An 18,471-nucleotide genomic window follows, 5' to 3' on the forward strand; every position below is an offset into this window, starting at 1 on the left:
CGCCACCAGCCAGGAAGCTTACGCAGCGTGCGCAGCCTGGAACACGAGTTACTTGAGTTCCACGGACGCGCCAGCTTCTTCCAGCTTCTTCTTCGCTTCTTCAGCGTCTTCCTTGCTCACGCCTTCTTTCAGGGTGGCCGGAGCGCCGTCGACAGCTGCCTTGGCTTCTTTCAGACCCAGGCCAGTCAGTTCACGAACAGCCTTGATGACGTTGACTTTCTTGTCACCAGCAGCAGTCAGAACGATGTCGAACTCGGTCTGTTCTTCAGCGGCTTCACCAGCAGCGGCCGGGCCAGCGACGACGGCGGCAGCGGCGGAAACGCCGAACTTCTCTTCCATTGCTTCGATCAGCTCAGCCACTTCCATGACGGTCATGTCAGCGACGGCGTTGATGATGTCTTCTTTGGTCAGTGCCATTTTAGCAATCCTAAACTTTGCGGAGCAAAGATGCTCGGTCAAACGGAAATCGATTCAGGCTGCACGAGACAGCCAGGAGGTCAAAGCGCTGCTTACGCGGCGGCTTCGGCTTCCTTCTGATCGCGCAGTGCTGCGATAGTACGGACCAGCTTGCCTGCAGAAGCTTCCTTCATGACAGACAGCAGCTTGGACAGTGCTTCATCGCGGGTCGGCAGAGATGCCAGACGGTCGATATTCGCCGCCGGGATGAACTCGCCTTCGTAGGCCAATGCCTTGACTTCGAACGCCTCGACCTTCTTGGCAAATTCCTTGAACAGACGAGCGCCAGCGCCCGGGTGTTCCATGGAGAATGCAAGCAGAGTCGGGCCGACGAAGGACTCGTTCAGCACCTCATAAGAGGTACCGGACAGCGCACGACGAGCCAGAGTGTTGCGAACAACACGCAGCTGGACGCCCGCTTCGCGGCACTGTTTGCGCAATTCGGTCATTGCACCAACAGTTACACCACGAGAGTCGGCAGCGACTACGGAGAGAGCACCCTTGGCGGTTTCGCTGACCTCAGCAACAATTGCCTTCTTGTCTTCGAGACCTAAAGCCACGGTGTTGACTCCATTTCGTGCCGGGGAACGAATTCCCCAGTGGTTTACCATCTCTCTCACCAGAACTGCGCGGGAGAGTCTTGGAGGATGGCTGCCACCAGCAGGGCTGGGACACCATCTGCGCAGGCTACGCGCAATGCAAGCATCGCGGCGCGATTAAGCCGGCCCCGTCACCGAGGTGACAAGGCCAGCGCCTGCGGTCTTTGACGGCGCCCCGCGGCTGAGCACGGGGACCGCAAAGTGAAACATTCTGAGACTGCCTTACGCGTACTTGGCGTGATCGACAGTCAGACCCGGGCCCATGGTGCTGGACAGGGTGATCTTCTTCAGGTAGATACCCTTGGAAGTGCTCGGCTTCAGCTTCTTGACTTCGGCCACCAGGGCGTCAATGTTACCCTGAATGGAGTCAGCACTGAAGTCGATCTTGCCGATACCGGCGTGAATGATGCCGTTCTTGTCAGTACGGAAACGCACCTGACCAGCCTTGGCATTCTTCACGGCAGTCGCGACGTCAGGCGTCACGGTACCGACTTTCGGGTTCGGCATCAGGCCGCGCGGACCGAGGATCTGGCCCAGCTGACCGACAACGCGCATGGCATCCGGAGAAGCGATGACGACGTCGAAGTCCATCACGCCTTTCTTGACCTGTTCTGCCAGGTCATCCATGCCGATCACGTCTGCACCGGCTTCCTTCGCTGCTTCAGCGTTGGCGCCCTGGGTGAAGACAGCGACGCGCACTTCGTTACCGGTGCCATTCGGCATCACGGTAGCGCCGCGAACGACCTGATCGGATTTACGCGGATCAACACCCAGGTTCAGAGAGACTTCGATGGTCTCCTTGAACTTGACGGTGGACAGCTCGGACAGCAGAGCAACAGCTTCTTCGACGCTGTAGACCTTGCCGGATTCAACTTTCGCGTTGATCGCCTGGGCGCGCTTTGAAATCTTGGCCATGATCAAAGACCCTCCACGTTCAGGCCCATGCTACGGGCAGTACCGGCGATGGTGCGAACAGCAGCGTCCAGATTGGAAGCTGTCAGGTCCGGTTCCTTGGTGGTCGCGATCTCTTCGAGCTGAGCGCGAGTCACGGTACCGACCTTCTTCTTGTTCGGCTCGCCAGAACCGGACTTCAGACCAGCCGCTTTCAGCAGCAGGACGGCCGCAGGCGGCGTCTTGGTGACGAAAGTGAAGCTACGGTCGGAGTAGACAGTGATGACCACGGGAGTCGGGAGACCCGGCTCGACGTTCTGGGTAGCGGCGTTGAACGCTTTACAGAACTCCATGATGTTGACACCGTGCTGACCGAGGGCAGGACCCACGGGCGGGCTCGGGTTAGCTTTACCGGCTGCAACCTGCAGCTTGATGTAAGCCTGTACTTTCTTGGCCATGATAGGACTCCAGTATGGGTGGTAGCGCCTTGCGGCTCCCCGTAAAACCGGGCCGCCTCAGGCGACCCGTCGTGTTGCCGTGATGCTCGTGTTCAAACAGGTGAGATGATGATCCTGAGATCAGTCCTTCTCGACCTGGGAGAACTCGAGCTCCACCGGCGTAGCACGCCCGAAGATCAGCACACTGACCTGCAGACGGCTCTTTTCGTAATTCACTTCTTCGACTACGCCATTGAAGTCCGCGAACGGACCATCAGTGACACGCACCGTTTCACCCGGCTCGAAGAGAGTCTTCGGACGCGGCTTGTCGGTGCCATCCTGAACGCGACGCAGCATGGCGTCGGCTTCTTTCTGGGTAATCGCTGCCGGCTTCTCCGGGGTTCCGCCAATGAACCCCATGACGCGCGGGGTTTCATTCACCAGGTGCCAGGACTGATCATTCATGTCCATCTCGACCAGCACGTAGCCCGGGTAGAACTTGCGCTCGCTCTTGCGGCGCTTGCCGTCACGCATTTCGACGATTTCTTCGACCGGCACGAGAATCTCACCGAAGTGATCTTCCATGGCGTAAAGCTTCACACGCTCGTTGAGCGAACGCATGACCTGCTTTTCGAAACCGGAATAGGCGTGTATGACATACCAACGCTTGGACATGGAAACTCCGTTAACTGACGATGCCGGACATCAGCCAGCCGAGGGTGGTATCGATGAGCCATAGCAACAGGCCCACGATAAGCACGGCACCCAGCACGATGGCAGTTGTCTGGACAGTTTCCTGTCGGGTCGGCCAAACGACGCGCTGGATCTCGCGGCGCGCACTACTTGCCAGCTCGACAACATCACGACCTTTGTTGGTCGTGATCGCCAGAGCAGCCGCTGCAACACCAAGCACGACGACGCCAAGCACGCGATAAAGCAGCGCTTGGTCAGCAAAATAGGCGTTGCCAGCAACAGCCAGCACAAGAAGAATGACAACGACCGACCACTTGAACCCGTCGTGGCGCGCTTCCTGCACCTCGGCGTTCTGTTTCATCAAAGAGACTCCTCAAGGGTGCAGCGATCGCTAGAATCGAGAATCGGTAAGAAGTCGAATACCATCCTGGGGAAGGATGGCAGGCCAGGAGGGAATCGAACCCCCAACCTGCGGTTTTGGAGACCGCTGCTCTGCCAATTGAGCTACTGGCCTGTAACACTTGCGTGTTCCAGAGACTAAAAACAAGGCTGAATGAACAGCGGGCGCCATCATAGCTGAGACAACCCAAACTGACAAGCCTTATCTTTGACCGCGACCTGGGAGGTCGTCGGAAACGAAAAAGACGAGCCAAACTGCGACTCGCCTTTCCGTTGTATGGAGCTCGTGGGCGGATTTGAACCGCCGACCTCACCCTTACCAAGGGTGTGCTCTACCCCTGAGCTACACGAGCAAAACCTTTGCGCAATCTCGACTGGCGAGATGAACTGGAGCGGGCAGCGGGAATCGAACCCGCGTCATCAGCTTGGAAGGCTGAGGTTCTACCATTAAACTATGCCCGCTTTCCAACTCTTGCTGCCCTGATGCACGCGGCATCATAAGCGAATCTGGTGGTGGGGGAAGGATTCGAACCTTCGAAGCTTTCGCGGCAGATTTACAGTCTGCTCCCTTTGGCCACTCGGGAACCCCACCATCTGTGACGACGAATCTTACGCCGCTTGGGATACGCTGTCAAGTGCTTGATTTCATTCTACTTCAAGCGCTTGAGGGAATGTATCGCCTCAGAACGGGACGTAGTATGTCAAAGCATCTGGGTGAGCGCAAGCCCTGAGCGAAGTTTTTCTAGATCAGGCACTCGCGGCTGGTCGGGCGCACCTGACAGGCGCCCTGCCCGCTCGGCAGCGGTCAATGGATACAGCGCCTCCAGGCCGGCATACACCATGTCTGGCCACAGCGCATGCGGCACCCGCAGACCGCGCGCCACCACCCGCGCGTCACCGCCGGTCAGCAGTAGCGGCAAGGCTACCCCTTCACGATCGCAGACCTCGGCATAGAGACGATTGACCGCGCTGACGGCCGCCATGTAGATGCCGTGATTGACGGCCTCTACCGTATTGCGACCCGGCGCGAGCAACGTATCCACCTCGGTATCCGGGTCGATGGCCACATTGCGCGTGCCCAGCTTGAGGCTTTCCTTCATCAGACGCAGCCCCGGGAGAATATAGCCCCCCAGATGCTTGCCACCCGGCAGCACGAAATCCACCGTGATCGCGCTACCGCAATCGACGCTGCAACAGCCCCCGGTGAGGTGATGGCCGGCGAGTGCGCCCAACCAGCGATCGACGCCCAGCCGTTGCGGCTCTTCATAGCCGCAGGTGACGCCCAGCGCCTCCCGCGTCGAGTGCGCGACATGCACGACGCCGACCTGCTTGCGCAGCAACTCCACCGTCTCATCCAGCACCTGCTTGCGCGCCACGCTGGAGATACGCACGGCCGTGACGACATCCAGGTCAGGAATGTCCGCGCCCGGCCGCCACTCCTCTCGCGTCCAGACGGCGCCGCGCGAGCGGATCTCGCTGGAAACGGTGTCCTTGAGACGCCATTTTGACAAGGTGTTGCCGATATCAAGATCCAGAATCATGAGACGGCGCGCAGACTGATCTCGCCACCGGCGAGAGTGATGGTTTCGCCATTCATGCGCACCTCAAGATTTCCATTGATATCGACACCTTCTGCCACGGCTTCTTCTCGTCTGTCTCCGCGCAGAATCACCACATCACGCCCCTTGAAGGCATTGCGCTCATTCCAGCGCGCCTGCCATCCGGCAAAGCCCTGCGACTCGAACTCGGGCAACAGTGCCAGCAATGACTCCATCAGACGCGCGGCATAGCGATTGCGTGAAGCACCGGGAATGATGTCACGTACCGCAGCCACCGGTTGAGTGATCGCCTCGCGTCGGGAGGCCGGCAACTCGATGTTCATGCCGATACCGATGACGACATCACAGGGACCGGACACATCCCCTGTGACCTCGACCAGGATACCGGCGATCTTGGGTTGATCCTTCTGTATCTGCAGCAGGACATCGTTGGGCCACTTGAGGCGCGCGGGCAGGCCATCGGCCTCGAGCACCTCCGCCACCGCCACGCCGATCGCCAGACTCAGGCCCTCAAGCGATGCGGCGCCTGATTCGAAGCGCCAGCCAAGCGAGAAGACCAGGCTGCGGCCCCAGGGAGTCTCCCACTCACGCCCACGACGGCCACGCCCAGCCGATTGCACCTCCGCCAGACAGACCTCGGCATGGCCGGCTCCCTGACGAAAGCGCTCGCGGATGAAGGTATTGGTCGAGTCCACCGACTCCTCGACGAACAGGCGCGTCAGGTGTTTGCGAGTCTCGCGCGGCAGCGCCTCGATGATCTGTTGACCATCGAGCAACTCGATGGGGTTGGCCAGTCGATAGCCAAGCCCCTTGATGGCTTCCAGCGGAATGTCGAGCGCCTCAAGTTTCTTGAGCTGCTTCCAGACCGCCGTACGCGACACCCCGAGCTCTTCGCCCAGGGCCTCTCCGGAGTGGTAGCCACCATCTCCAAGCAGACGAATGAGATCACGGATGGTCATGCGGAGGCCTGTCCCTGTGCAAAAGCGCACATTCTATCGGATTCATGGGCTTGCGAGCCAAGAACAACGACCAAAGATAACGCTCTTTTCGTCAATTCCGCTCCCCGGCACGCATTCCCGCCCCCGCCAGGCGATTGAACAAGGCGGAAAGCAGCATCAGGACACTGCCCAGTCCCAGCCATGAACCTACTCGCCACAGCCCCTCCAGGGTGGCGGTATCCCACACCCCCACCTTGATCACGGTGAGGATCAGAATGCCCTGTCCGATACGCTGCCAGTGTTGCTGCCCCACCTTGGCACCACTCACGACCAGGGCCGCCGCGACGACCAGCATCAGCACACTGTAGGCATATAGCTCCGCCTGCTCGATGCCCTGCCATAGCCCCAGCCCAGCGCCATGCCAGCAGTGACGCAAGTTGAGCGCCAACCACAATCCGGCTGACAGCAGACCGAGCACTTCACTTAGCCCGCGTATTCGTGAGCGTGTCGCGGCGCTTCCCGCATCCACGTCCGGTGCGCGCCTGGATGTCATGCGCCAGAGCATAGCGGCGCCGAGTGCAGGCAGGCCGTAGGCCGGCAGAAGCCAATTGACCAGCGGCCAGCTCCCGACATCCCCCGGGTGCCAGAGCGGATTGAAGATGCCCAGCACGCCGACACTCCAGAGAATCACAGCCGCTCCGCCGACCACCAGTGCCAGCACGCGATAAAGCTGCGTCCCTGCCCGCGCCTCAGCACCGTCGCTACGAGCACGCCAGGCATAGCTTGCCGCCACCCCGGCCAGCGCCAACACCTGCAGGGAAAGCTCCGCCAGGGTGAGGCTGCCCTCGAAGGGCTTTCCACCGGTCAACACATAACGGATTTCCATCACCAGCGTCGCGACGGCAAGCTGGACAACGGCACCCTCCAGCCAACGCTGTGTCCGCGGACGGTGGCGCATGCCGAGACTGGTCATGGCAACACAGGCCAATACCGGCAGCAGTATCTGCAGTGGCCAGTGCGCAATACCGGCATAGTCGTCATGCGCCATGCCATACATCAAGCGAGCCACGACACCCCACGCCAGCAAGCGTGACAGCTCAGCAAACACGGAGCGCCCCGCGGTATGCCCCTCGCGATACCAGCGCCATTCACAAGCGGTCAAACCCAATAGTTGCAGCGCCAGCGCCAGGGTCAGAGATGGCCCCTCCAGCACTGCCACCAGGGCAAGGAATATTCCGGCCTGCGCCGGCAGCCACAGTCCTGCGGCAAGCTGAGCGCCTTCACGCGCCTGGAAACGCATGGCACCTGCCCAGCACACCAGCCCCCAGATCAATGGCGGCAGCCCTGTGTTGACCAGTCCTGTGTTGATCAGCCTCCCTGCATCGCTCGCCCCGCTCGTCCATGGCATGACGTCCTGCCAGAGCATCAGGGCCCACGCCAGCAGCGGCACCATGGTCGCCAATGCCCACCAACAGGCTGCAAGCGACCTCTCTGCTCTTTCACCCGCATCATGACGCGGTCGCCAACGCGCCAGCGACAACAGGCCGACACTCAGTATCAGCGGGCTGATCATCGCGCTGCTCGACAGCGGTGCCGTCAAAGCAAGCCCCCACACCAGCAACCAGAGTCCGTTGCCAGCAACCACCATCGACCACAGCACCGCATGGCGGCGACTAGACCAGGCAATCACCAGCATCGGCATGAGGCTAGCCAGCCACCCCCGATGCCACAGGGACACACCGGAGCCGGCCATATCGGAAGGCGCCACCAATGAGTCAAAGGAGACGCCATGCACGAGACTGCCCAGCCAGGGCAGCCAGAGTCCCAGCACGACGCTCACTGAGACAAGCCCCCCGGCGAGCCAGTGCCGACGCAGGTCAAGAGATGCGCGCCAGGGCAACCAGGTCGCAAGTGAGGTCTTCGACTGTCGCTCATCCTTTTCTGCGGCGCCCGTGGATGGCTCCCACACCTCCCCCCACAGATACCCCAACGCCAGCACGGCCAGCCAGACACCACCCACCCAGGGCAACAGCCCCACCAGCAATGTCGCGCCAGAAGAGATGCCGAAGGGCATCAACAACAACCACCAGGCGAGCGCTCCCACCAGACCGCCCCAATACAGCCAGCTCACCGCGACCTGGCGGTACAGCACACGACACGCTGCCGCGATCACACCCGCATACCCCAGCAACAGCAAGGTCGAGGCTTCCTGCCACTGCTGGTGAATGGGCAGCGCCAAGGGCAGAGCATATCCGCCCAACATGCCCAATGCTGCCAGCCACGGCCCATGATGCCGCGCACGCTCCAGCATCCACAGACTCAAGGCTGCCAACAGCACGAAGGTGACCGGCATGGACACCAGCGAAAGCAGAAAGTGACCAGCCAGCAGGCTCGCCGCGAGCACCAGACTGCCGGCACCGCTGACGGCGCCGGTCAGGCTCGATGACTGGGACGTACGCAGTCTCAGCCACTCGGCCAATACCGTCATGCTCAGGCCGAACCCGAGACCCAGCGCCAGCCGTACCCCCGGCCCCAGCAAGCCCTGCTCAAGGGAGTACCCGACGAGCAGGATGCCTGCCATCACCAGAGACAAGGCACCCACAAGAATCATCCAGTGTTCCTGAAGGACCGTCAGCAGACGTGACATGCCTCCCGGCAGCACCTCTGATGCCTTGCTTGCAGGGTCTGCGCCCCGGCCCTTCTTGCCTGAACGACTGGAGGCAGCGCCATGCAACAAGCGCTGAAGTAGCCGGTAGGACAGAGAGTGGCCGCCACTGGATGATGCAGTGGCCCGCGAGTCACTGATCGGTGGTGTTGCATCGGCTGCTGCCAGTCCCTCCCGGGGCGGCACTTCGGCAGGCGATTTGTCCACACCCCCTTCTTGCAAGGGGGTGTGCATAACCGGAGCGTCATGAGCAGTAAGCTCGCGAGCAAGCCTGGCCTCCATATCGCGCAGTCGCTGCTCCAGCGCCTTGATGCGCAGCATGCTGAGCCACCCCATCAAGGAACCACCCAGTACCAGCAACGCCATCATGACGCCCACCAACATCAGCTCATCCATCGCCCAGCCCGTCATCGAAGAGTCGTGTTCAGAGACTACGGCATTTTGCCCGGCACCTCATGCTGTCAGTCTCTCAGCACCGTATTTGCACATTGGACGCAAAAAGCCCGACTCCTGGGGGAGCCGGGCTTTCTTTTCCACGCACAAAGAGAACCGCCCCTGCAGCAAGGCTACAGGGGCGGTTCAGTATAAGTGCCTGACGATGACCTACTCTCACATGGAGAAACTCCACACTACCATCGGCGCTAAGCGGTTTCACTTCCGAGTTCGGCATGGGATCGGGTGGTTCACGCTCGCTATGGTCGTCAGGCGAAACGGTGGCATCTTGCGATGCCTGAGTCTCGAGGCTTGTGGCCTCGCGACTCGCAATATGAATCATGCTGACCGATATGTCTCGATCCTGTCGCAATCCCGGAGTTTGCCTGCGCAAACCCCTTGGGTGTTATATGGTCAAGCCTCACGGGCAATTAGTACTGGTTAGCTCAACACATTGCTGTGCTTCCACACCCAGCCTATCAACCTTGTAGTCTTCAAGGGCCCTTCAGGAGGCGCAAGGCCTCAGGGAAGTCTCATCTTGAAGGGGGCTTCCCGCTTAGATGCTTTCAGCGGTTATCCCGTCCGAACGTAGCTACCGGGCAATGCCATTGGCATGACAACCCGAACACCAGAGGTTCGTCCACTCCGGTCCTCTCGTACTAGGAGCAGCTCTTCTCAAACTTCCGACGCCCACGGCAGATAGGGACCGAACTGTCTCACGACGTTCTAAACCCAGCTCGCGTACCACTTTAAATGGCGAACAGCCATACCCTTGGGACCGACTTCAGCCCCAGGATGTGATGAGCCGACATCGAGGTGCCAAACACCGCCGTCGATGTGAACTCTTGGGCGGTATCAGCCTGTTATCCCCGGAGTACCTTTTATCCGTTGAGCGATGGCCCTTCCATACAGAACCACCGGATCACTAGAACCTACTTTCGTACCTGCTCGACGTGTCTGTCTCGCAGTCAAGCACCCTTATGCTCTTGCACTCAATGCACGATTTCCAACCGTGCTGAGGGTACCTTCGTGCTCCTCCGTTACTCTTTAGGAGGAGACCGCCCCAGTCAAACTACCCACCATACACTGTCCTCGATCCGGATAACGGACCTGAGTTAGAACGCCAATGATGTCAGGCTGGTATTTCAAGATTGGCTCCACCGCATCTGGCGACGCGGTTTCAAAGCCTCCCAGCTATCCTACACAGACAACATCAGCATCCAGTGTAAAGCTATAGTAAAGGTTCACGGGGTCTTTCCGTCTAGCCGCGGGTACACAGCATCTTCACTGCGATTTCAATTTCACTGAGTCTCGGGTGGAGACAGCGTGGCCATCATTACGCCATTCGTGCAGGTCGGAACTTACCCGACAAGGAATTTCGCTACCTTAGGACCGTTATAGTTACGGCCGCCGTTTACCGGGGCTTCGATCAAGAGCTTCGCGTGAGCTAACCCCATCAATTAACCTTCCGGCACCGGGCAGGCGTCACACCCTATACGTCCGCTTGCGCGTTTGCAGAGTGCTGTGTTTTTAATAAACAGTTGCAGCCACCTGGTATCTTCGACCGGTAAGAGCTTACGGAGCAAGTCCTTCACTCGAACCGGTGCACCTTCTCCCGAAGTTACGGTGCCATTTTGCCTAGTTCCTTCACCCGAGTTCTCTCAAGCGCCTTGGTATTCTCTACCTGACCACCTGTGTCGGTTTGGGGTACGGTCGCATGTGATCTGAAGCTTAGAGGCTTTTCCTGGAAGCGTGGCATCGATGACTTCCTGACCGTGGTCAGTTCGTCTCGCATCTCGACCTCAGAGGAACCGGATTTGCCTGATTCCTCGGCCTACATGCTTTCACCAGGACAACCAACGCCTGGCTCACCTAGCCTTCTTCGTCCCCCCATCGCAACCACATCCGGTACGGGAATATTAACCCGTTTCCCATCGACTACGCGTTTCCGCCTCGCCTTAGGGGCCGACTCACTCTGCTCCGATTAACGTAGAACAGAAAACCTTGGTCTTCCGGCGGGGGAGTTTTTCACTCCCCTTATCGTTACTCATGTCAGCATTCGCACTCGTGATACCTCCAGCAGACTTCTCAATCCACCTTCATTGGCTTACACGACGCTCCTCTACCGCTCATCCAGAGGATGAACCCGTAGCTTCGGTACCTGATTTAGCCCCGTTATATCTTCCGCGCAGGCCGACTCGACTAGTGAGCTATTACGCTTTCTTTAAAGGATGGCTGCTTCTAAGCCAACCTCCTAGCTGTCTGAGCCTTCCCACATCGTTTCCCACTTAATCAGGATTTTGGGACCTTAGCTGACGGTCTGGGTTGTTTCCCTTTTCACAACGGACGTTAGCACCCGCTGTGTGTCTCCCACGCTGCACTCACTGGTATTCGGAGTTTGCCTCGGGTTGGTAAGTCGGGATGACCCCCTAGCCGAAACAGTGCTCTACCCCCAGCGGTGATACGTGAGGCGCTACCTAAATAGCTTTCGAGGAGAACCAGCTATCTCCGGGCTTGATTAGCCTTTCACTCCGATCCACAGCTCATCCCAGCATTTTTCAACATACTTGGGTTCGGGCCTCCAATTGATGTTACTCAATCTTCACCCTGGCCATGGATAGATCGCCCGGTTTCGGGTCTATACCCTGCGACTGGTCGCCCAGTTAAGACTCGGTTTCCCTACGCCTCCCCTATACGGTTAAGCTCGCCACAGAATATAAGTCGCTGACCCATTATACAAAAGGTACGCGGTCACACCACGAAGGTGCTCCCACTGCTTGTACGCATACGGTTTCAGGATCTATTTCACTCCCCTCGCCGGGGTTCTTTTCGCCTTTCCCTCACGGTACTGGTTCACTATCGGTCAGCCAGGAGTATTTAGCCTTGGAGGATGGTCCCCCCATGTTCAGTCAAGGTTTCTCGTGCCCCGACCTACTCGATTTCACGTGACTCAGACTTCGACTACGGGACTATCACCCTGTATCGTCAAGCTTCCCAGCTTGTTCGTCTGTCAGTTGTCACGCTTAAGGGCTGGTCCCCGTTCGCTCGCCGCTACTTGGGGAATCTCGGTTGATTTCTTTTCCTCCGGGTACTTAGATGTTTCAGTTCCCCGGGTTTGCCTCTATAGGTTATGTATTGGCCTATAGATACTCACCTGATGGTGAGTGGGTTTCCCCATTCGGAAATCGTTGGGTCGCAGGGTATTTGCCACCTCGCCAACGCTTATCGCAGGCTATCACGTCCTTCATCGCCTCTGGCTGCCAAGGCATCCACCGTATGCGCTTAATCGCTTGACCATATAACCCCAAGGGGTCTGTCAAGGATTACGAATCTGTCGGACCTCTCCGACATATCGTTTTGATAGACATGCGCTTGGCGCACACATCTATCGTCAGCATGATTCACATTGTTAAAGAGCGGCTGTTCAGAGAACAGTGAGAAGCGCGCTCTGATGAGCACGCTTGCCACTGCCGGCTAAGCCAGCAATAAGATCAGGTAATTCGTTGTGAGCACTTGCCGCGAGCAGTAGACAGTGTCGATAAGGAGGTGATCCAGCCCCAGGTTCCCCTAGGGCTACCTTGTTACGACTTCACCCCAGTCATGAACCACACCGTGGTGATCGCCCTCCCGAAGGTTAGGCTAACCACTTCTGGTGCAGTCCACTCCCATGGTGTGACGGGCGGTGTGTACAAGGCCCGGGAACGTATTCACCGTGGCATTCTGATCCACGATTACTAGCGATTCCGACTTCATGGAGTCGAGTTGCAGACTCCAATCCGGACTGAGGCAAGCTTTATGGGATTGGCTCCACTTCGCAGTATTGCAACCCTTTGTACTTGCCATTGTAGCACGTGTGTAGCCCTACCCGTAAGGGCCATGATGACTTGACGTCGTCCCCACCTTCCTCCGGTTTGTCACCGGCAGTCTCCTTAGAGTTCCCGACATTACTCGCTGGCAAATAAGGATAGGGGTTGCGCTCGTTACGGGACTTAACCCAACATTTCACAACACGAGCTGACGACAGCCATGCAGCACCTGTCTCAGAGTTCCCGAAGGCACCAATCCATCTCTGGAAAGTCCTCTGGATGTCAAGGGTAGGTAAGGTTCTTCGCGTTGCATCGAATTAAACCACATGCTCCACCGCTTGTGCGGGCCCCCGTCAATTCATTTGAGTTTTAACCTTGCGGCCGTACTCCCCAGGCGGTCAACTTATTGCGTTAGCTGCGCCACTAAGTCCTCAAGGGACCCAACGGCTAGTTGACATCGTTTACGGCGTGGACTACCAGGGTATCTAATCCTGTTTGCTACCCACGCTTTCGCACCTCAGTGTCAGTGTCAGTCCAGAAGGCCGCCTTCGCCACTGGTATTCCTCCCGATCTCTACGCATTTCACCGCTACACCGGGAATTCTACCTTCCTCTCCTGCACTCTAGCCAAGCAGTTCCAGATGCCGTTCCCAGGTTGAGCCCGGGGCTTTCACACCTGGCTGACTTAGCCACCTACGCGCGCTTTACGCCCAGTAATTCCGATTAACGCTTGCACCCTCCGTATTACCGCGGCTGCTGGCACGGAGTTAGCCGGTGCTTCTTCTGCGAGTGATGTCTTTCCTCGGGAGTATTAATCCCAAGGCGTTCTTCCTCGCTGAAAGTGCTTTACAACCCGAAGGCCTTCTTCACACACGCGGCATGGCTGGATCAGGCTTTCGCCCATTGTCCAATATTCCCCACTGCTGCCTCCCGTAGGAGTCTGGGCCGTGTCTCAGTCCCAGTGTGGCTGATCATCCTCTCAGACCAGCTACGGATCGTCGCCTTGGTGAGCCATTACCTCACCAACAAGCTAATCCGACATGGGCTCATCCGATAGCGCAAGGTCCGAAGATCCCCTGCTTTCTCCCGTAGGACGTATGCGGTATTAGCCTGAGTTTCCCCAGGTTGTCCCCCACTATCGGGCAGATTCCCATGCATTACTCACCCGTCCGCCGCTCGACGCCTCCTAGCAAGCTAGGATCGTTTCCGCTCGACTTGCATGTGTTAAGCCTGCCGCCAGCGTTCAATCTGAGCCATGATCAAACTCTTCAGTTGAAAGCTTGATAGTCTGTTAAGCAGACCAAACTTGGTTCAGAGTCAAACTTCTCGTGAGAGGCTTGCTCCGATATTTGGTGACCTTGTCACCACTCATCGGCAAGCGCTCACACGAATTACCTGATCAAATTTTTAAAGAGCGTCGCTGTTAAGCGAGGAGGCATATTCTACCCGGAACGCTTGAGAAGTCAAGCACTTGATGATGAGTCAGTCGACTGCCTCTAAGCATCATCAAGCGGTGAGGAGCGTTGCTCGATCACCTGTTCCGTAAGGAGTGCGGCGTATTCTAGCGAATCGCCCGGGATTGTCAACCGATGATATCGAAGCGGACCTCAAAAACATCAAGCAAAACAATCACCTGCAAACCTCTTTCACCGCTGGTAACGCCATGCGTCCCCGGCAGCGGATGCGTACTTTACGCACGAACCGCCGTGAGGGCAAGGGCTTTTTGAAGATCAGGCCAGATTTCGCCTTCACACCCCTGATTCTGGCACCTGGAGCACTCCAGCCAGCCGATCTCTGGCAACAAGGCTCGTTTTTAGCACCCTTTTCTTCACCTGGCGGCGCACGGAAAAAAACCCAGTCTTGCGCATAAAAAACATCCTGAATGACACCACTCCCAACCCAGACATGATGCAAATGAGCATCCCTCTGATGAACTCCGACGCTGACAGACCCATGCGAGGTGCCTCAAACCGCACAAAAAACGCCTCCACAACAAAAGCTGCAGGGGCGATGCTTGGCAAAACCAGGCATAAAGAAAAAGCGCACATCATTTTTCATCAATGACAGAACTATCACAGCACGATGATGAGCCAAAGACTTTCTTCTTGCGCAGCCAGGGGAAGCTTATCTCTCGCCCACAGCTATTTCGCATCCAGGACTCCCTGCGCAAATTTTTCCTGAGCACAACTTTTCTCACCACAAAGAGAACCGCCCCTGCAGCAAGGCTACAGGGGCGGTTCGGGATAAGTGCCTGACGATGACCTACTCTCACATGGAGAAACTCCACACTACCATCGGCGCTAAGCGGTTTCACTTCCGAGTTCGGCATGGGATCGGGTGGTTCACGCTCGCTATGGTCGTCAGGCGAAACGGTGGCATCTTGCGATGCCTGAGTCCCGAGGCTTTTGGCCTCGCGACTCGCAATATGAATCATGCTGACCGATATGTCTCGATCCTGTCGCAATCCCGGCGTTTGCCTGCGCAAACCCCTTGGGTGTTATATGGTCAAGCCTCACGGGCAATTAGTACTGGTTAGCTCAACACATTGCTGTGCTTCCACACCCAGCCTATCAACCTTGTAGTCTTCAAGGGCCCTTCAGGAGGCGCAAGGCCTCAGGGAAGTCTCATCTTGAAGGGGGCTTCCCGCTTAGATGCTTTCAGCGGTTATCCCGTCCGAACGTAGCTACCGGGCAATGCCATTGGCATGACAACCCGAACACCAGAGGTTCGTCCACTCCGGTCCTCTCGTACTAGGAGCAGCTCTTCTCAAACTTCCGACGCCCACGGCAGATAGGGACCGAACTGTCTCACGACGTTCTAAACCCAGCTCGCGTACCACTTTAAATGGCGAACAGCCATACCCTTGGGACCGACTTCAGCCCCAGGATGTGATGAGCCGACATCGAGGTGCCAAACACCGCCGTCGATGTGAACTCTTGGGCGGTATCAGCCTGTTATCCCCGGAGTACCTTTTATCCGTTGAGCGATGGCCCTTCCATACAGAACCACCGGATCACTAGAACCTACTTTCGTACCTGCTCGACGTGTCTGTCTCGCAGTCAAGCACCCTTATGCTCTTGCACTCAATGCACGATTTCCAACCGTGCTGAGGGTACCTTCGTGCTCCTCCGTTACTCTTTAGGAGGAGACCGCCCCAGTCAAACTACCCACCATACACTGTCCTCGATCCGGATAACGGACCTGAGTTAGAACGCCAATGATGTCAGGCTGGTATTTCAAGATTGGCTCCACCGCATCTGGCGACGCGGTTTCAAAGCCTCCCAGCTATCCTACACAGACAACATCAGCATCCAGTGTAAAGCTATAGTAAAGGTTCACGGGGTCTTTCCGTCTAGCCGCGGGTACACAGCATCTTCACTGCGATTTCAATTTCACTGAGTCTCGGGTGGAGACAGCGTGGCCATCATTACGCCATTCGTGCAGGTCGGAACTTACCCGACAAGGAATTTCGCTACCTTAGGACCGTTATAGTTACGGCCGCCGTTTACCGGGGCTTCGATCAAGAGCTTCGCGTGAGCTAACCCCATCAATTAACCTTCCGGCACCGGGCAGGCGTCACACCCTATACGTCCGCTTGCGCGTTTGCAGAGTGCTGTGTTTTTAATAAACAGTTGCAGCCACCTGGTATCTTCGACCGGTAAGAGCTTACGGAGCAAGTCCTTCACTCGAACCGGTGCACCTTCTCCCGAAGTTACGGTGCCATTTTGCCTAGTTCCTTCACCCGAGTTCTCTCAAGCGCCTTGGTATTCTCTACCTGACCACCTGTGTCGGTTTGGGGTACGGTCGCATGTGATCTGAAGCTTAGAGGCTTTTCCTGGAAGCGTGGCATCGATGACTTCCTGACCGTGGTCAGTTCGTCTCGCATCTCGACCTCAGAGGAACCGGATTTGCCTGATTCCTCGGCCTACATGCTTTCACCAGGACAACCAACGCCTGGCTCACCTAGCCTTCTTCGTCCCCCCATCGCAACCACATCCGGTACGGGAATATTAACCCGTTTCCCATCGACTACGCGTTTCCGCCTCGCCTTAGGGGCCGACTCACTCTGCTCCGATTAACGTAGAACAGAAAACCTTGGTCTTCCGGCGGGGGAGTTTTTCACTCCCCTTATCGTTACTCATGTCAGCATTCGCACTCGTGATACCTCCAGCAGACTTCTCAATCCACCTTCATTGGCTTACACGACGCTCCTCTACCGCTCATCCAGAGGATGAACCCGTAGCTTCGGTACCTGATTTAGCCCCGTTATATCTTCCGCGCAGGCCGACTCGACTAGTGAGCTATTACGCTTTCTTTAAAGGATGGCTGCTTCTAAGCCAACCTCCTAGCTGTCTGAGCCTTCCCACATCGTTTCCCACTTAATCAGGATTTTGGGACCTTAGCTGACGGTCTGGGTTGTTTCCCTTTTCACAACGGACGTTAGCACCCGCTGTGTGTCTCCCACGCTGCACTCACTGGTATTCGGAGTTTGCCTCGGGTTGGTAAGTCGGGATGACCCCCTAGCCGAAACAGTGCTCTACCCCCAGCGGTGATACGTGAGGCGCTACCTAAATAGCTTTCGAGGAGAACCAGCTATCTCCGGGCTTGATTAGCCTTTCACTCCGATCCACAGCTCATCCCAGCATTTTTCAACATACTTGGGTTCGGGCCTCCAATTGATGTTACTCAATCTTCACCCTGGCCATGGATAGATCGCCCGGTTTCGGGTCTATACCCTGCGACTGGTCGCCCAGTTAAGACTCGGTTTCCCTACGCCTCCCCTATACGGTTAAGCTCGCCACAGAATATAAGTCGCTGACCCATTATACAAAAGGTACGCGGTCACACCACGAAGGTGCTCCCACTGCTTGTACGCATACGGTTTCAGGATCTATTTCACTCCCCTCGCCGGGGTTCTTTTCGCCTTTCCCTCACGGTACTGGTTCACTATCGGTCAGCCAGGAGTATTTAGCCTTGGAGGATGGTCCCCCCATGTTCAGTCAAGGTTTCTCGTGCCCCGACCTACTCGATTTCACGTGACTCAGACTTCGACTACGGGACTATCACCCTGTATCGTCAAGCTTCCCAGCTTGTTCGTCTGTCAGTTGTCACGCTTAAGGGCTGGTCCCCGTTCGCTCGCCGCTACTTGGGGAATCTCGGTTGATTTCTTTTCCTCCGGGTACTTAGATGTTTCAGTTCCCCGGGTTTGCCTCTATAGGTTATGTATTGGCCTATAGATACTCACCTGATGGTGAGTGGGTTTCCCCATTCGGAAATCGTTGGGTCGCAGGGTATTTGCCACCTCGCCAACGCTTATCGCAGGCTATCACGTCCTTCATCGCCTCTGGCTGCCAAGGCATCCACCGTATGCGCTTAATCGCTTGACCATATAACCCCAAGGGGTCTGTCAAGGATTACGAATCTGTCGGACCTCTCCGACATATCGTTTTGATAGACATGCGCTTGGCGCACACATCTATCGTCAGCATGATTCACATTGTTAAAGAGCGGCTGTTCAGAGAACAGTGAGAAGCGCGCTCTGATGAGCACGCTTGCCACTGCCGGCTAAGCCAGCAATAAGATCAGGTAATTCGTTG

Annotated in this window: 10 protein-coding genes, 4 tRNA genes and 5 rRNA genes; 1 reads left to right on the forward strand and 18 read right to left on the reverse strand. The window is 57.2% G+C overall.

Features of this window, described 5'->3' with window-relative positions:
- Positions 1-48: 48 nt before the first annotated feature.
- From rplL to U0O11_RS16935, 16 genes are all read right to left on the reverse strand, one after another.
- Positions 49-417 carry a 50S ribosomal protein L7/L12 gene (rplL, locus tag U0O11_RS16860; protein ID WP_043334886.1) on the reverse strand — a complete coding sequence of 123 codons (369 nt, stop codon included), beginning with the start codon at positions 415-417 and terminating at the stop codon, positions 49-51.
- A 92-nt stretch (positions 418-509) separates the two neighbouring features.
- Positions 510-1,016 (reverse strand): 50S ribosomal protein L10, encoded by a 507-nt coding sequence (rplJ, locus tag U0O11_RS16865; RefSeq protein ID WP_043334888.1) that lies wholly within the window; start codon positions 1,014-1,016, stop codon positions 510-512.
- Positions 1,017-1,277: 261 nt separating this feature from the next.
- Entirely contained in the window at positions 1,278-1,970 is a 693-nt protein-coding gene (gene rplA, locus U0O11_RS16870) for a 50S ribosomal protein L1 (protein ID WP_054556897.1), read from the reverse strand.
- 2 nt (positions 1,971-1,972) lie between these two features.
- On the reverse strand, positions 1,973-2,404 hold the full coding sequence (rplK, locus tag U0O11_RS16875; protein WP_043334893.1) for a 50S ribosomal protein L11: 432 nt from the start codon (positions 2,402-2,404) through the stop codon (positions 1,973-1,975).
- A gap of 120 nt (positions 2,405-2,524) precedes the next feature.
- A complete protein-coding gene (nusG, locus tag U0O11_RS16880) occupies positions 2,525-3,058 on the reverse strand; it encodes a transcription termination/antitermination protein NusG (protein ID WP_043334895.1) in 534 nt (177 codons plus the stop codon).
- 10 nt (positions 3,059-3,068) lie between these two features.
- Positions 3,069-3,437 carry a preprotein translocase subunit SecE gene (secE, locus tag U0O11_RS16885; RefSeq protein ID WP_043334897.1) on the reverse strand — a complete coding sequence of 123 codons (369 nt, stop codon included), beginning with the start codon at positions 3,435-3,437 and terminating at the stop codon, positions 3,069-3,071.
- Between the two features lie 77 nt (positions 3,438-3,514).
- Positions 3,515-3,590, reverse strand: a tRNA-Trp gene (locus U0O11_RS16890).
- Between the two features lie 163 nt (positions 3,591-3,753).
- Positions 3,754-3,828: transfer RNA gene (locus U0O11_RS16895), tRNA-Thr, on the reverse strand.
- 35 nt (positions 3,829-3,863) lie between these two features.
- Positions 3,864-3,937 (reverse strand) — tRNA-Gly (locus tag U0O11_RS16900).
- A gap of 46 nt (positions 3,938-3,983) precedes the next feature.
- A tRNA-Tyr gene (locus tag U0O11_RS16905) sits at positions 3,984-4,067 on the reverse strand.
- Between the two features lie 109 nt (positions 4,068-4,176).
- Positions 4,177-5,016, reverse strand: a complete 840-nt coding sequence (locus U0O11_RS16910) for a type III pantothenate kinase (RefSeq protein WP_054556896.1) — start codon at positions 5,014-5,016, stop codon at positions 4,177-4,179.
- Positions 5,013-5,993: a biotin--[acetyl-CoA-carboxylase] ligase gene (locus U0O11_RS16915; protein ID WP_043334904.1), complete on the reverse strand. Its 981-nt coding sequence runs from the start codon at positions 5,991-5,993 to the stop codon at positions 5,013-5,015. Before U0O11_RS16915 ends, U0O11_RS16910 begins: the two co-directional genes overlap by 4 nt.
- Before the next feature lie 91 nt (positions 5,994-6,084).
- The gene (locus U0O11_RS16920; RefSeq protein WP_324690831.1) at positions 6,085-9,048 is read right to left on the reverse strand and encodes a DUF2339 domain-containing protein; all 2,964 of its coding nucleotides are present in this window, start codon (positions 9,046-9,048) and stop codon (positions 6,085-6,087) included.
- Between the two features lie 179 nt (positions 9,049-9,227).
- Positions 9,228-9,343 (reverse strand): 5S ribosomal RNA (rrf, locus tag U0O11_RS16925).
- Positions 9,344-9,479: 136 nt separating this feature from the next.
- A 23S ribosomal RNA gene (locus U0O11_RS16930) occupies positions 9,480-12,365 on the reverse strand.
- Positions 12,366-12,608: 243 nt separating this feature from the next.
- Positions 12,609-14,149, reverse strand: a 16S ribosomal RNA gene (locus U0O11_RS16935).
- Between the two features lie 304 nt (positions 14,150-14,453).
- Here U0O11_RS16935 and U0O11_RS16940 point away from each other — a divergent pair.
- Complete coding sequence (locus U0O11_RS16940) at positions 14,454-14,744, forward strand: hypothetical protein (RefSeq protein WP_324690833.1); 291 nt, start codon at positions 14,454-14,456, stop codon at positions 14,742-14,744.
- 379 nt (positions 14,745-15,123) lie between these two features.
- Here the strand turns inward: U0O11_RS16940 and rrf (U0O11_RS16945) are convergent.
- Both rrf (U0O11_RS16945) and U0O11_RS16950 read right to left on the reverse strand, forming a co-directional pair.
- A 5S ribosomal RNA gene (rrf, locus tag U0O11_RS16945) occupies positions 15,124-15,239 on the reverse strand.
- 136 nt (positions 15,240-15,375) lie between these two features.
- Positions 15,376-18,261 (reverse strand): 23S ribosomal RNA (locus U0O11_RS16950).
- The 16S, 23S and 5S rRNA genes sit together here, the layout of an rRNA operon.
- Between the last annotated feature and the right edge of the window lie 210 nt (positions 18,262-18,471).

Source organism: Cobetia sp. D5 (assembly GCF_035666195.1).
Lineage (GTDB): Bacteria > Pseudomonadota > Gammaproteobacteria > Pseudomonadales > Halomonadaceae > Cobetia > Cobetia amphilecti.